14 protein-coding genes are annotated in these 14,552 nt (G+C 40.2%); 2 read left to right on the plus strand and 12 right to left on the minus strand.

Translation table 11 applies throughout. The features are described from left to right. Positions 1 to 232: 232 nt before the first annotated feature. From CTER_RS28680 to CTER_RS03150, 9 genes are all read right to left on the minus strand, one after another. Positions 233 to 589, minus strand: coding sequence for a NifB/NifX family molybdenum-iron cluster-binding protein (locus tag CTER_RS28680; RefSeq protein ID WP_004623659.1), 357 nt, complete (start codon positions 587 to 589; stop codon positions 233 to 235). 21 nt (positions 590 to 610) lie between these two features. Continuing rightward, positions 611 to 1,381 carry an Mrp/NBP35 family ATP-binding protein gene (locus CTER_RS03115; RefSeq protein ID WP_004623667.1) on the minus strand — a complete coding sequence of 257 codons (771 nt, stop codon included), beginning with the start codon at positions 1,379 to 1,381 and terminating at the stop codon, positions 611 to 613. Positions 1,382 to 1,526: 145 nt separating this feature from the next. Next, positions 1,527 to 2,003 carry a DUF134 domain-containing protein gene (locus tag CTER_RS03120; RefSeq protein ID WP_004623678.1) on the minus strand — a complete coding sequence of 159 codons (477 nt, stop codon included), beginning with the start codon at positions 2,001 to 2,003 and terminating at the stop codon, positions 1,527 to 1,529. 206 nt (positions 2,004 to 2,209) lie between these two features. Beyond that, the gene (locus CTER_RS03125; protein ID WP_004623675.1) at positions 2,210 to 2,440 is read right to left on the minus strand and encodes a glutaredoxin family protein; all 231 of its coding nucleotides are present in this window, start codon (positions 2,438 to 2,440) and stop codon (positions 2,210 to 2,212) included. Between the two features lie 147 nt (positions 2,441 to 2,587). Beyond that, on the minus strand, positions 2,588 to 3,307 hold the full coding sequence (locus CTER_RS03130; protein WP_004623674.1) for a response regulator transcription factor: 720 nt from the start codon (positions 3,305 to 3,307) through the stop codon (positions 2,588 to 2,590). Positions 3,308 to 3,317: 10 nt separating this feature from the next. Then, positions 3,318 to 5,036, minus strand: a complete 1,719-nt coding sequence (locus CTER_RS03135; protein ID WP_004623663.1) for a methyl-accepting chemotaxis protein — start codon at positions 5,034 to 5,036, stop codon at positions 3,318 to 3,320. Positions 5,037 to 5,057: 21 nt separating this feature from the next. Further along, positions 5,058 to 5,948 (minus strand): phosphate ABC transporter permease PstA, encoded by an 891-nt coding sequence (pstA, locus tag CTER_RS03140; protein WP_004623653.1) that lies wholly within the window; start codon positions 5,946 to 5,948, stop codon positions 5,058 to 5,060. 2 nt (positions 5,949 to 5,950) lie between these two features. Continuing rightward, positions 5,951 to 6,868, minus strand: coding sequence for a phosphate ABC transporter permease subunit PstC (gene pstC, locus CTER_RS03145; RefSeq protein WP_004623656.1), 918 nt, complete (start codon positions 6,866 to 6,868; stop codon positions 5,951 to 5,953). Positions 6,869 to 6,970: 102 nt separating this feature from the next. Further along, entirely contained in the window at positions 6,971 to 7,918 is a 948-nt protein-coding gene (locus CTER_RS03150; RefSeq protein WP_004623630.1) for a phosphate ABC transporter substrate-binding protein, read from the minus strand. A 244-nt stretch (positions 7,919 to 8,162) separates the two neighbouring features. On the opposite strand from CTER_RS03150, the gene CTER_RS03155 reads away from it, so the two are divergent. Further along, positions 8,163 to 8,540 (plus strand): BlaI/MecI/CopY family transcriptional regulator, encoded by a 378-nt coding sequence (locus CTER_RS03155; RefSeq protein WP_004623673.1) that lies wholly within the window; start codon positions 8,163 to 8,165, stop codon positions 8,538 to 8,540. Then, the gene (locus CTER_RS26750) at positions 8,533 to 10,653 is read left to right on the plus strand and encodes a M56 family metallopeptidase (protein ID WP_004623634.1); all 2,121 of its coding nucleotides are present in this window, start codon (positions 8,533 to 8,535) and stop codon (positions 10,651 to 10,653) included. The genes CTER_RS03155 and CTER_RS26750 overlap by 8 nt, the downstream gene beginning before the upstream one ends. A gap of 99 nt (positions 10,654 to 10,752) precedes the next feature. On the opposite strand, the gene CTER_RS03165 is transcribed toward CTER_RS26750, so the two are convergent. The 3 genes from CTER_RS03165 to CTER_RS03175 all read right to left on the minus strand — a co-directional run bounded on the left by CTER_RS03165 (position 10,753) and on the right by CTER_RS03175 (position 14,452). Next, complete coding sequence (locus tag CTER_RS03165) at positions 10,753 to 11,028, minus strand: metal-sensitive transcriptional regulator (protein WP_004623628.1); 276 nt, start codon at positions 11,026 to 11,028, stop codon at positions 10,753 to 10,755. A 65-nt stretch (positions 11,029 to 11,093) separates the two neighbouring features. After that, positions 11,094 to 12,734, minus strand: coding sequence for a hydroxylamine reductase (gene hcp / locus CTER_RS03170; protein WP_004623668.1), 1,641 nt, complete (start codon positions 12,732 to 12,734; stop codon positions 11,094 to 11,096). Between the two features lie 164 nt (positions 12,735 to 12,898). Beyond that, a complete protein-coding gene (locus CTER_RS03175) occupies positions 12,899 to 14,452 on the minus strand; it encodes a glycosyltransferase family 39 protein (protein WP_004623642.1) in 1,554 nt (517 codons plus the stop codon). Between the last annotated feature and the right edge of the window lie 100 nt (positions 14,453 to 14,552).

Genomic DNA, 14,552 nt, shown 5'->3' on the forward strand with positions numbered 1-14,552 from the left:
CTTAATATACCCCCTGCAGGTATATCGACATTATAAATTTTGGAATTATATTTGTCAATCCTAATATTACAATATATGAATATATCATAATATTAGTACCTGTTTTGAATTCCTTATATAATGAAAAACTCGAAAAAGCCACGAAGAAAACCTTTAATAAGGCCTTCTTCGTGGCTTGATTCACCTATTTTACATTGATATGGTTTTTAGAAACACTGTAAAAACAGTAATTTTAATGTCCGCATTCATCAGCATGCTGATGTTCATGACAAACTGAACCGCTGGATTTCAGCTTACCCTCTATATAGTTCCTGGCAGCAGTTTCTGCATCGCCTGCCGCTCCGGTGATGACTTCTATATTCTTTTCGTCGAATATTTCAATGGCGCCGGCGCCCATACCGCCTGAAATTATTACGTTTACACCTTTATCGTTTAAAAAGTTGGGTAAGAATCCCGGTTTATGCCCCGGATTTGGAATGAACTCACTGCTTACGATTTGTTTGTTCTGCTCATTAAAAATAGTGAAGCCCTCACAATGTCCAAAATGTTCTGTTACCATTTTACCATCACTGGCTATTGCAATCCTCATTTTCTTTCACTCCTTTTATTATTAAAATAAAATACTTTCAATCACTCCTGAAGCATCTGCCAGATAATCATTGCTGAATTTTTCAAATTCACCCTTGTCGCATAGCCTCGCCATATCCGGATCCACCGGAAGCCGCCCCAACACACATAAGCCCGATTCCCCTGCAGTTTTGTCCAGCCTGCTTTCCCCGTACAGCTTTATCTCTTTGCCGCAATCGGGACATTTAATATAACTCATGTTCTCAATGACTCCTAAAACAGGTATATTCATTTGTGCTGCCATGTTATATGCCTTTTTAACTATTAAGGAGACAAGCTCCTGGGGTGAGGTCACGATTACTATCCCATCCAGAGGAATTGACTGGAACACCGTCAACGGAACATCTCCCGTGCCGGGCGGCATATCGATGAACATCACATCCAGATTCCCCCAGACCACATCCGTCCAAAACTGTTTTACCGCACCTGCAATCATCGGCCCCCGCCATATAACAGGTGCATCCTCCTGATCCAGCAAAATATTCATGGACATTATATTGATGCCGTTATGTGTTTTTTCCGGAAAAATTCCCAATTCATTTCCCTGAGCTTTTCCGGTAATACCGAACATTTTGGGAATGGATGGCCCTGTAATATCGGCATCCAGTATTCCAACATTATACCCCTTCCTTCTCATTAAAACCGCTAACATGGAAGTAACCAAGGATTTACCCACACCGCCTTTTCCGCTTGCAACTCCAATTACCTTTTTTATTGAATTGAGTTCATGGGATTTTTCAATAAAATCTGTCATTGTTTCATCTCCCGGGTTTGTTATTTAATTATGGGCTTATGCTCACAATTTTTATTTTAGTACCATTATGGGCATATGTCAATATCTATACGCATGAATAGAATAAAAAATAAGATCAGGAGAATGACACTCCTGACCTTTTAAGCTAATCTATGTTTCTTCCATGGCGCCGGCAATTTTTCCGGCATAATTTTTGCTTACAGTTGGGTTCACAGATAATTTTTTCCGACCCGCAAACCGAACATGTAAAAGCTCCGCTTTTTATGGCTTCCAGGTTTTCTATACTTTCAGTCCATTCTTTACCGCACTCCGCACATTTTACCGGGCATATATTACGGGTGAATTTTCCGCCTTCTATATGAATAGTCTTACCGTTTATCAAACTGTCAGCTATTTTTTCCCGTGCCGATAACAATATCCTTTGAAAGGTTGGCCGGGACACCTCCATCTTTTGGGCACATTCCCCCTGCTCCAGGCCCTCCAGATCTTTGAGCCGGATGGCTTCCAGTTCTTCCAGCTTCAATATGTTCTCAGGAACTTCGGCCACATCTGTTTCAGATGGTATAAAATACGGTATGGTAGGAATGTTCTCAATTTTTCTCCACTTTATGGGTCTTGCCAATAATATCACTCCGTTTGCCAGCAGTCTGTAACATCTTTCTTAATCCTACAGCAAGTATATAAATATTAACTGCATATGTCAACAAACTCATTGGTCGGATTTATTCTGTATTATATTAAAAAAAGGAAGAATACAAGGGTTGATTGTATCCTTCCTTTATGGAAGTTATGGAATTATGGGGTTGTAATGATGCTTTTGTATTTTTATCAAGCGTGGATAAGTCTATCAATAGTTGCCTGGTCAAAACCAACTATGATACTCCCGTTAATATCAATAACAGGAACACCCCTCTGACCTGACTTCTTTACCATTTCATACGCCGCTTCCCTGTTTTTGGAGACATCCACCTCCTCAAACTTTACATTTTTAGATGTTAAATACTTTTTTGCAACCGTGCACCATGGGCAGGTTGGAGTTGAATATACCTTTACCGGCATTGGCAAAGCCTCCTTTTAATTTAATCATTTTTTAATTTAGTTTTAAATCCTTCTGCTTTATATATACCCCATAGGGGTATATATAAACAATTAAAAAATAATTCTTTACCCTGCCGGCAAATCTCACAGGCTCAATACCTTTCAACCCTATCCCACTTTTCTGCCCAGTTTCTTGTTTATAAATCTATATCCTTCTTTTCTGACACATTCAATATAGCAGTATTCATTATCCAATTCACACAATTTACGGCGTATATATCTTATATGCACGTCAACCGTTCTTGTTCCTTCGAAAGAATCAGAGCCCCATATCTTCTCAAACAGGTACTCTCTGGATAGTATCTTTCCTATATTTGAAATCATAAACATTAAAAGTTCAAACTCTTTTTTAGGGAATTTAATTTCCACATCACCCCTGTATATGGTTCTTCCCTGAACATCAAACTTTAAATCATTCAATTTTATATCATCAGACTGGTTTTTTTGAGAGAGTTTTGTTCTTCTGATCAGAGCTTTGATTCTGGACTGAAGCTCCCGGAAACTGAATGGTTTGACCATATAGTCGTCGGCTCCCACCTCAAGTCCCAGGACAATATCAAACTCCTCCTTTTTATCTGTAAGAAACAATATGGGTATTTCTCTTGTATTGTGCTCCTGTCTCAGCCTGCGGCAAACCTCCAGTCCGTCTATGCCATGGAGACTGATATCCATAATCAGTAAATCCGGTTTTAGTTTGTTGATTTCCCAAACCAGCTTTTCACCATTGTCAAAGGTTTTTGTTTTATAGCAGGAAGCTTCCAGATTCTGCTTTAAATATTGTTTTACATTCATATCCATGTCAGCAATATAAATAATTCTGTCATTCATTACAAGCACCTCAGTCGGTAGTAAAAGAACTTTTAATTTGTCCGAATTTTGTAGCAACATTTAATATGTTCTCAGAGTTTAGTATAACATCACCGGATATGCTATGGTGCCTTTCAACCTCTACCGCCATTTCCTGCGAGCTTGAGGCCATGTGGTTTATTTTATCTATGATTTTGTCAGAATTTTTTTCAAACAATTTTATATTGTCGGTAATTTGTTGAGCTTTTTCTGATATATCCATTACATTTTTATGTGTAAGTGTTACTTTATTTAATATTTCATTAAATGCATTATTGGTGGTTTCGGCCATTTCCATGCCCTTATGCGAGATATGCCTGCCCCGTTCAGCCACCTTGAGGGCAGCCTCGGTACTGGATTGCATATCTTTAATTATATCTTCAACCTCAACGGCAGAATTTGCAGAGTTGTATGCCAGATTCTGTATTTCCTGTGCAACCACCATAAAACCCTGACCGTATTCACCGGCTCTTGCCGCCTCTATGGACGCATTTAATGAAAGAAGCTTCGTTTGTCCCGATATATTTTTAATAGTACTGGTTATTTTAGTTATATCACTTGATCTTTTGTCTAAAATATTTACAAATTCCACCGTTTTATCGGAAACTTTCCCTATTTCAGAGATAAATTCACCCAGTTCCTTTAATGTATTCATACCCTCGCAAGCGGCATTAATCATCACTTCACTGAGCTCGGTGGTAAAATTCACTTTCTGGGTTACATTTTCTATGGTATCTATAAGCTGCCCTGCTGATTCTGCCATCTGGAAAGCAAAAGTATTCTGCTCTTCAGAGTCTTCCGACATCCTTTTAGTCAACCCATAGACGTAGGATGTACTGTCGTCTGTTTTTCTGGCAATTTCATTCAGCTTATTGCTTGAAGCCGTCAACTCTTCAATTGACACACTAATTTCCGAAAGCAGCTTTTGAAAGCTTGAAAGCATTAAATTTAAACTTTGTGACAAATTAGTTATTTCAGGACCTCCCTGATTTGCTCCCGAACGGATTGAAAGCTTTCCCCTGCCTGCCAGTGTGACTGTGGCATTTATTTCCCTGATGGAGTTAATTATTCCCCTGGTACCCAGCATGCTCAGGACCAGTGCCAGAATAATGCAAACAACACCTGAAATTATTGAAGCCATCTGTTGTTTATAAAGCAGTTTCAGATACGATGCCTTTGTTACTGCAACGGCATAAATCCAATCCTTCTCTATAACATATCCATAGGCAATGGTAACACTCTGACCCTTTAAGTCGGCTCCCACAGTTCCTTTTTTCTGCTTTAACATTTGGTCTATAATGCCGTCGGACAAATCCGACTTCTCATCTGTTTCTTTATTTACATTGTCTCTGTCAACAACTGTTCCGTCAGATTTCAATAAATATATTTGTGCATCAAAGCCGGCCTGTTTATAGCTGGATGCATCTTCGGTAAGAATATACTTTAATTTTCCGGAAAACTCCTTTGAGCTGTATGCACTGGTTAAGAGTGAAATCTGACGGACCAATGAATGGACTGAATTATCCAATTGGCTGGAAATTAAATTTTCAAGATTGCTTTTACCGATTGAATAAGTAATTCCTGTTGTGATGGAAATTGCTGCTGTTATGATTATCAAAAACAAAGCAAGTATTCTTGTTCTGATCTTAATCGACTTGTATTTTTTTATAAAGAAAGCTATTAAATTTATTTTTGTAGATTTAAGATACATATTGGGAATCACCAGCCTATTTTAATTTTTTGAGCCTGAAAACCTTACATTGAGCACTCTTCCTAAAAAACGGGATATTATATTGAATAAAAAAACTGAAATAATCAATATTGACGAAGCTCCGTCGGCAATTTGCCTGCTGTCGGGAGCCAAACCTTCAGAGTTGACCTTCCAAATATAAACGGCCAGAGTTTCAGCAGGTCTGAAAGGATTTAACGGGGATCTGGCATGAAATGGATTTAAATCATGAAAATTAAGATTCGGACTGCTCATACCGGCTGTATACAGTAAAGCCGCAGCTTCTCCAAATACTCTTCCTGAAGTCATGATAAGCCCCGTAACAAGACCTGGCAATGCCGTCGGCAATATTACCCTGTAGATTGTCTGCCAGTGTGTGGCTCCCAGTGCCAGACTTGCTTCCTTTACTGTTTGCGGAACATTTCTGATTGCGTCTTCGCTTATTCTTGTAATGACCGGAAGGTTCAGAACTGCAACAGCCAATGCTCCGGAAAACAGTGTATACCCCCATCCTGTCATGGTGACAAAAACAAGGAGACCAAATAAGCCTATTACGATTGAAGGAAGAGAAGCCAACGCTTCAATACAAAAACGCACCATATTGGTTATACGTCCTGGTTTGGCATATTCAGCCAGGTAGATTCCGGCTGATAATCCTATAGGAACAGTTATAAGCATGGATAAAAATACAAGATAAAGTGAATTGAACAGTTGAGGACCAATGCCGCCGCCTTCCTTCATAAATGTCGGGGCAGAGGTTATAAAATGTAAATTCAAGCGGTCTCTTCCCTGATATATGATATATCCTACAAATAACATCAGCAATAAAATGAATCCTGTAGCTATTATATAAAAAACAACCGTGGCTAACTTATCTGCTGTTTTTGATTTCATAATTATTTACTGCCTCCCTTGTTTCCTATTCTGTGAATTAAAACAATAAACAAAAATGACATTATCAAAAGCAGTAACGCCATAGACCATAAGGCATTATTCCACACAGTCCCCATAGCTGTATTTCCCATATCCATTGTTATAATACTTGTCATATTTATTGTTGAATCCAGCGGCGAGCGCGGAATTCTTATGGTATTGCCCAGGACCATCTGAACCGCCAGGGCTTCACCGAACGCACGCGCCAAACCAAGTACAATTCCGGTCAAAATACCAGGAGTAGCAGAAGGAATAATTACTCTTCTGATTGTCTGCCAGCGCGTAGCCCCCAATGCAAGTGAAGCTTCATAATAGTCCCTGGGAATCGCTCTTATAGCATCTGCAGAAACGCTGGCAATGGTGGGAAATATCATTATGCACAGGACAAGTGAACCGGCAAGCAGACTGAAGCCAAGTCCGCCAAGGTTTTGCCTGATAAACGGTACCAGAACGCTTAAGCCGACCCAGCCATAAACTACCGATGGAATTCCGACAAATACCTCAATGGCCGGCTGTAATAACTTTTTACCTAATTTTGGCGATATCTCAGTCATAAATATGGCAACTGCCACACTGAAGGGTGTGCTCATCAACAAAGCAAGCATGGACACCAAAACAGAGCCTGTTATAAAAATCAGCGCACCGATGGCCGGACCTCCATTTGCAGGAGCTCTGTCAGGTTTCCATACCGTTGAAAATAAAAATTCTATCGGTGAAAAATGATTGTTAAAGAACGTGGCCAATCCTTTTGTTGCTATGAACACAACAAGACAAAGCGTCAGTATGATCAGAAACATCCCAAAAAAAGTTACTGCAAATTTACCGGAATATTCATGCTTGAAATAGTAATACCTGGATTTCATGTTTTTATTTTTCAACATATATAATCATCCTTAACTGGATAGTTGTTTGGTTAATATAAAAGGAAGCCGGTTAAAGCAACCAGTCTCCTTTTATATTTAATGTATTATTAATCTGGATTCCTAGTTATCTCTGGATACTTTCATTTCGGAATTTGGAATATATCCGAGTTCAGTTATTGTCGGCTTGAATTCATCACTTGTCATAAAGTCGAGGAATGCTTTCACAACACCGGTTGGCTCGCCTTTTGTATACATATGTTCATAAGCCCAGATTGGATAACTGCCGCTGGTAATATTCTCAACCTTAGGTTCAATTCCTTCATATTTAAGTGCTTTAACAGTGGAATCAACATATGATAATGCAAGATAGGAAATTGCTCCGTCAGTATCGGCTATTGCCTTTTTAACCGTACCGGACTGGTCTTCTGTCAATGCCATACCTTCTGCTTCCTCAGCACCATCCAGGGCATATTTCTTAAAGGTTGCTCTGGTACCCGAAGAACTTGGTCTGTTTACGATAACAATTTTCATGTCATCTCCGCCGGCATCTTTCCAATTTGTGATTTTTCCTGTAAAGATATCAATCAACTGCTGCTTTGTTAAGTTGTCTACCTTTACCTTTGGGTTTACAACTGTTGCAAAACCTACAACACATACTTTGTGATCAACCAGTGCTTTTGCCTGATCTTCAGGAAGCTTCTCAGCTGCATACACGTCCGAATTTCCAATATCTGCTCCGCCTTCGGAAACCTGCTTCAATCCGGTGCCGCTTCCGCCGCCCTGAACTTGAATATTTGCTTCCTTGTTTGTTTCCATAAAAATCTGAGCTGCTTTTTCTGCCAGAGGCTGGAGTGCTGATGATCCAACTGCCGTAGCTGATCCTGAGACACCTGCTGTTGATGATGGTGCTGCTTCGGTACTGCTGCTTGCCGAAGACTCAACCTGAGTTGATCCTGAAGCTGAGGAATCTGCGGCAGTTTCATTATTTGAGCCACAGCCGACCAAAGCCGTAGAAAGACTCATTGTTAATGCCAAAGATAAGATCACAGATTTCATAAGTTTTTTCATTTTTACTGACCCTCCAAATAGAAGTTATTTTGTTTACAAGATTCATTCTAATTTTTATTGATTAATTACAAATTAATGATGTGTAAAATCGAAGTTAACTCTTATTCATATTGGTTAAATATTTTTAATAAAAATTTTTTTAACATAAAATATTTAATATCATTTATCAAAATCCTTCTTGCAAATCCGGTCTAATCATGATAGACTGTATCCAGTCTAATAAGTTTAGATTGGAGAGAATGCCATGACTAAAAACATAACGCTTACTGACGCAGAAGAAAAACTCGCGGCTTTGGTTTGGCGGGATGCGCCGTTGACCTCTCCGGAGTTGGTCGCGCTTGCGGAGCGAGAAATGGGTTGGAAAAAATCAACGACTTACACGGTGTTAAAGAAACTTTGCGACAAGGGCGTATTCAAAAACGAAAACGCAAATGTGTCTGTTGTGCTTACTCGTGACGAGCAAATAGCCCGCCAAAGCCGCCGCTATGTAGAAGATACTTTCGGCGGGTCGTTGCCGAAGTTCATCACTTCATTTTTCGGCGGCAGGAAACTAACGCCGGAACAAGCGGCAGAATTAAAACGTCTGATAGAAGAATATGAAGGGGGCGGTAATAATGGATAAACTGTTCCTCACAATTCTAAATATGAGCCTAACCGGGGCATTTGTTATCGGGGCAATATGCCTTGCACGGCTTCCACTTAAAAAAGCCCCTAAAATAATTTCTTACTGCCTGTGGGCGGTAGCAGGATTTAGACTCGTTTTCCCGTTTTCCATTGAGAGCATATTTAGCTTGATTCCATTCAAGGCGCATACAATACCGACGGATATAGTCATGCAGCCTGTGCCGCGCATTGACAGCGGCATATCCTTTGTAAATAATGCTGTCAGCAGTATTCTTCCCGCGGCCAAACCAACCGCGAGTGTAAACCCTTTGCAGATATGGATGGCGACTGGCGCGTGGCTTTGGTTTGGCGGCGTAGCCGTATTGTTCATTTACGGCGTGGTGTCTTTCTTTATCCTTAAACGGAATATGAGGGAAGCAGCCCACATCGAGGCCAATATCTACGAAGCGGAAAATATTAAATCGCCTTGTGTGTTGGGCGTTTTCAAACCGAAAATCTATCTGCCCATTGGCTTATCCGGGCAAGAAAAAATCTATATTGTCTTGCATGAACAGACACATATTCGGCGGCATGACCATATCATAAAATTCGTGGCGTATTTCATTTTGTGTGTGCATTGGTTTAATCCGCTGGCATGGGTGGCGTTCCTACTGATGGGCGTGGATATGGAAATGTCCTGTGACGAGCGTGTATTGAAAGAAATGGGTGGAGAAATAAAAAAGGATTATTCGCTGTCGCTGTTATCGTTGGCAACGGAACGGCGTATCATTGGCGGCAGTCCTCTTGCTTTCGGAGAGGGCGGTGTGAAAGGGAGAATAAAAAACGTACTGAATTTTAAGAAACCGTCCCGGATGATTATCGTTGTGTCAGTTGCGTTGGTTGCAGTATTGAGCGCGGGGTTTGCGGTTAATCGTGCAACGGATGGAAATATATTAAATTCATTCATACCAATGTCCATGAAAAATGTTGATAAAGAGCCGCATTTTGCCGGGACTGTAACCGAAGTGCATGATAATGCCATCCTTGTAAGTGTCAATGAGGGCGAGGACGCACGCAGAAGCAGCGACCTGATCAGTGTTTCTCTCAACGTGAAATTGAAAGACAGCATGACCCATTTTACCGTTGGCGATAAGGTTATTGTCTATTATAACGGCGAAATCGCGGAGTCCTATCCGGCACAGGTAAATACCGTTTATGCCATTATACTGACAAGCCCGGATATGCAGATAACGTCATCGGATGAGAATATCTCTGACATTGCTCAAAGAGTCGAAGATGGTCTGTTTGTTATAATGTCATCGCCACTTAGTTCATCCAATCCTCAGGACTATATCAACGAGCACTGGGAGGAGTATGAGAACCTTACGATGAAATATCCGGACGGTGTTTTGGAGTACCTGCTTTCTCAATTTGAAGCGGGCAATTTCAGCGGTCTGCGCGGGCAGATTATGATGCGTATGTGCAAAGATATGCTGGGTGTCCAAAATAACGTAACCGATGAATCACTTTCGCCGCAAGAATGGTATCGACAGTTATCCATCATCAGCGAAATAAAACTCCCTGATTTTAAACCGGAAAATCCTTCTGGTGTCTATGATGGAGAGGTTGATGGTAAAGTATACGGCGGCATTTTCAATTCAGCTATCTTGCAGCAATACGGCGGTTCCGAGAGCGGGTTTCTTATGTATGCACCCACTATTTATGACGCTTTTGAGGAATCCGGCAAGCTAAAAGTGTTTGTCACGGTATATTATGAGTATTACCGTTTATACGGTAGTACCTTGGAGAGCACAGGCGGCGCTGTGATTCCGGGTGCAATCATATTTCGGAGCGGCGATTACAGCAGCGGATGGGAATTTGAGGAATTTCTCGAAGTCGGTTCTGCAAATTTACCGGACGGCGCATATTTTGGCGACTCCATCCGTAAACTTTGTGTAATGCCAGTTTCGGGAAATGAAATAAAAGGACTCGCAGAAAAAATGACCTCTGATTATGCAAATGACGCTCGGCGAGAATTGCTTATGCAGAGTTTGAAAGAACATTTAACAGCACATGGGCAGACTGGCATATCTCTGAAAAAGCCGGACGGCAGTATGATTGAATTGAATTAATGAGTAGTCGGGGAGTGCCACTTTGCCTCCCCGACTACTCATTAATTGCTTTTTATTATAATTCCATTTTTATAAAAACATAATTTACTTTCATTCCAATTACTTCATAAAGGTTTGCATAGTCCTGGTAAGCTCATTTAAAGCCTTTTCCTTATCTTCAGATGATACAATATTTTCCAGGCATTTTAAGGAATGCTTTTCCAGTACGATACTTCCAACCTTATTTATGGCAGCCCTTACAGCGGCAATCTGAGTTAAAATATCGCCGCAGTTTTTATCTTCATCTATCATCTTGTGAATGCCTTTTACCTGTCCCTCAATACGATTAAGCCGTTTAAGGATATCCTGCTTTGATTCTGAATTTCCTCCGGTCATAAAAAACCTCCTGTAAATCTGATAAAGGTATTATAATTATACCCTATGAAAATTCAATTTACAATTTAACGAGCTTCTGAAGCCATGAACATCCGAATATCTTCATCCACGGTGCCAATGCCCGCAATCCCGAAATTATCCGCAAGCACCTTTGTAACATTTGGTGAGAGGAAAGCCGGAAGTGTGGGTCCCAGGTGAATGTTCCTGACGCCCAGGTATAAAAGTGCCAGAAGCACCAAAACCGCTTTCTGCTCATACCATGAAATATTGTAGACAATCGGAAGCTCATTTATATCATTAAGTTCAAACACCTCCTTTAATTTAAGCGCAATCATTACAAGTGAATACGAGTCATTGCACTGCCCTGCATCAAGTACTCTTGGAATACCGCCTATGCTGCCCAGATCAAGCTTGTTATACCGGTATTTTGCACAGCCTGCCGTTAAAATCACAGTATCCTTCGGAAGCTTTTTTGCAAATTGTGTGTAATACATTCTGCTTTCCATTCTTCCATCGCAGCCCGCCATGACAAAAAACTTTTTGATGGCTCCGGATTTGACTGCAGCCGCCACCTTGTCCGCCAGTGCAAAAACCTGTGCATGTGCAAAGCCCCCGACTATCTTCCCTGTTTCGATTTCTTCCGGAGCTTTCAGGGTTTTAGCCAGCCGGATGATTTTTGAAAAGTCCTTTCTGCCCTCCGGGTCTGTTCCAATATGAACACAACCCGGATATCCCGTAACCCCGGTGGTAAAGATCCTCGATCTCACCTCTTCGCTTACAGGGGGAACGATGCAGTTTGTGGTGAAGAGGACGGGGCCGTTAAAGGACACAAATTCCTCCTCCTGCTTCCACCATGCATTACCGTAATTTCCTGCCAGATTGTCATATTTTTTAAAGGCCGGGTAGTAATGTCCCGGCAGCATTTCGCTGTGGGTATAAACATCAACTCCGGTACCTCTGGTCTGTTCTAGGAGTTCCTCAAGGTCGGTCAGATCATGTCCGGATATGAGTATGGCAGGATTATTCCTGACCCCTGTGCTTACCTGAGTGATCTCCGGGTCACCGTACCTGGCGGTGTTCGCTTCGTCAAGCAGTGCCATTGCCTTGACCCCCATTTCTCCGGTCTTCATGGCGAGCAGAAAAAGTTCCTCCACCGAGAGCCCGGTATCAAGTGTTGCTGCCAGAGCTTCATATATGAAAGAGTATATCTCCTCCATTTCTTTTTCAAGGTTGAGGGCATGATATTTGTATGCTGCCAGCCCTTTTATACCAAAGATAATCAGTTGTTTTATAGATCTGGCATCTTCATTGTCCCTGGGTATCATACCGACATAGGAGGCCTTATATACCATATCTGACGTGGTTCTGATTTCAAAGACAGCCGCATCATGGAGTTCTTCGGCCAGTGCTTTTTTTCTTAAATCATCCCTCATGGAAATCATCTGTTTTATTTTTGCTATAATAGGCTCATCATCAAAATTGGCATTGGTTATTGTCATGAACAAGCTCCTGACAACCTCATGATTTACATCCTCCAGCTGCTTAATATCAAGCCTTCCTTTTATTACTATTTCCGATATGCCTTTAAGAGTATATATTAAGAGATCCTGTAGATCCGCAAGCTCTTCACTTTTCCCGCAAACACCGCCAAATTCACATCCCCTGTTTCTCGCAGTCTCCTGACATTGATAACAAAACATGCCCATAAAAAGTCCTCCCCAGTGACAGTTAAGCCATACGCTTAACTTGTATTTACCGCAAAATTTTAAAACTATCTTATAATAATAATAATACAGGGGAATCTTATTTTGTGTTGTTGCAAATGCAACATTAGTAAAATTTTTAGTTTAATACCGGCAATTTCAACCTTTCATCGGTGTTTGGTAACTGTCGTAAAAGCAATGTCATAAGCCCTTTTAAAGCCTTGAAATGACAGAATGATTAAAATAGGATAGACGGGATAAATATATCTGGACTTTATCTCCCAGATTATATAAAAGGCAATAACCCCCAGGATAATTAAAACCAAAAGCAGCCCTTCAAACTTACCTGCTTTTACTCTTTCTATCAATCCAAATAAAATAAATAGGTACATTAAAAAATTAATTACATATAGTATCCAGTTCATTGCACTTCTGTACATGGAATCATCCTTGAATAAATTGGTGGCAAAGGTCCTGTACTCGTATCCCCCATGCCTTGGATATTTTTTTGCCGATGTGTCCATATCATTTCCAAAACCATATCTTTCGATCTGATAGGTGCCTTCTGTCCATGTCCAGATAAGTTTTCTATAATAATGCGATAACAGTCCTCCAACAGTTGAATTCGAAATTTTTTCCTTAATATCCTCTTTAAATAATTTAATACTTAACTGCTTATTGTGATTTGCATCAATTTGGTATATATTATAACTTTTAAAATCGTCCCAGAACCCGAGCTTTTCGAAATTCATTCCCATATTCAGCCACATGTGGATGGGAGCCGAGTTGTCCTTAACAGATCCGCTTATAATATTTGACTTATGCAAATAATAATTTTGGGACAGGCCCGGGATATTTGACGCAAGGATGAGAATAAATACCGAAGCTGCCACCAGTCCGGCCTTCAGCACATTCATATTTAAAACAATATAAATAATAGCTGCTATTAAAAATATCAAACCAATATTTCTGAAATAATTGCCTGTGGATAAAAAAAATGCTGAGGCCAACAGGTCTTTAACAGCCCTCTTCCTGATAAATTTTATCAGGAAATATACCGAACAGGTGAAAAAGGCTGTGGCCATCACATCGTTATAAATAAAATTGCTCATGAATATTCCCGGAATGTACGTTGCTGCGAAAAATAATATTCCGTAATCCTTATGAGCAGATTTGCAGTCAAGTAATCTATTTATTTTATATATCATTAGTGTTATAACAAGAGAAAACAATATGTTAAAGCTTTTAATAACCACATAGCTGTCGGGAAACAGCTTCAGTAATGCCATGATATACAGCACTGTGCCGTAATTAAAGGGAAACATGTGAAGGTAGCCCCCTTCCCCGAAGGAGGAATAATCCTTGTGGTAGAACATATTTAATGCCAGTGTATAAACAGTTTTGGAGTCATCGGTAGGCAGTCTTGGAAATGCAAAAATAAAGCCTGTTTGCAGTAAAAATGAAATTAGGATGGAGATGGGCAAAATCAAGTTTTTATCATATCTGTCAAGTTTAAGAGATATTTTATAAAACAGGAAACCCATTGGCAATATAATAAAAATGAGTATGAAAAATATGGCGGGTTTTTGTTTTGCCAATATGGGCCTGTCCCCGTAGATAAAATAATTATACTTTGCCCTGACAAAGAATGAAGAAAATATAAAAAGCGCTGTAAAAAGCATTAATATTATATAAATTGTTTTTTTAACGTTCTTCAGCATGGCCCTCTCCTTAACATTTTTCTAATATGCGTTGATTTAAAAATTAAATTCAAAGAATTTTAAGGAAAAATGCTGAACTCCATGCTTCAGATAAAAAAAT

This window comes from Ruminiclostridium cellobioparum subsp. termitidis CT1112, from assembly GCF_000350485.1.
GTDB lineage: Bacteria > Bacillota > Clostridia > Acetivibrionales > DSM-1351 > Ruminiclostridium > Ruminiclostridium termitidis.

Coding starts and splice junctions, on each gene's coding strand:
- pstC (WP_004623656.1), bottom strand. CDS start 6,868: ATGTTGAAAAATAAAAACATGAAATCCAGGTATTACTATTTCAAGCAT.
- CTER_RS26750 (WP_004623634.1), top strand. CDS start 8,533: ATGGATAAACTGTTCCTCACAATTCTAAATATGAGCCTAACCGGGGCA.
- hcp (WP_004623668.1), bottom strand. CDS start 12,734: ATGGGCATGTTTTGTTATCAATGTCAGGAGACTGCGAGAAACAGGGGA.
- CTER_RS03125 (WP_004623675.1), bottom strand. CDS start 2,440: ATGCCGGTAAAGGTATATTCAACTCCAACCTGCCCATGGTGCACGGTT.
- CTER_RS03130 (WP_004623674.1), bottom strand. CDS start 3,307: ATGAATGACAGAATTATTTATATTGCTGACATGGATATGAATGTAAAA.
- CTER_RS03175 (WP_004623642.1), bottom strand. CDS start 14,452: ATGCTGAAGAACGTTAAAAAAACAATTTATATAATATTAATGCTTTTT.
- CTER_RS03135 (WP_004623663.1), bottom strand. CDS start 5,036: ATGTATCTTAAATCTACAAAAATAAATTTAATAGCTTTCTTTATAAAA.
- CTER_RS03150 (WP_004623630.1), bottom strand. CDS start 7,918: ATGAAAAAACTTATGAAATCTGTGATCTTATCTTTGGCATTAACAATG.
- pstA (WP_004623653.1), bottom strand. CDS start 5,948: ATGAAATCAAAAACAGCAGATAAGTTAGCCACGGTTGTTTTTTATATA.
- CTER_RS03165 (WP_004623628.1), bottom strand. CDS start 11,028: ATGACCGGAGGAAATTCAGAATCAAAGCAGGATATCCTTAAACGGCTT.
- CTER_RS03115 (WP_004623667.1), bottom strand. CDS start 1,381: ATGACAGATTTTATTGAAAAATCCCATGAACTCAATTCAATAAAAAAG.
- CTER_RS28680 (WP_004623659.1), bottom strand. CDS start 589: ATGAGGATTGCAATAGCCAGTGATGGTAAAATGGTAACAGAACATTTT.
- CTER_RS03155 (WP_004623673.1), top strand. CDS start 8,163: ATGACTAAAAACATAACGCTTACTGACGCAGAAGAAAAACTCGCGGCT.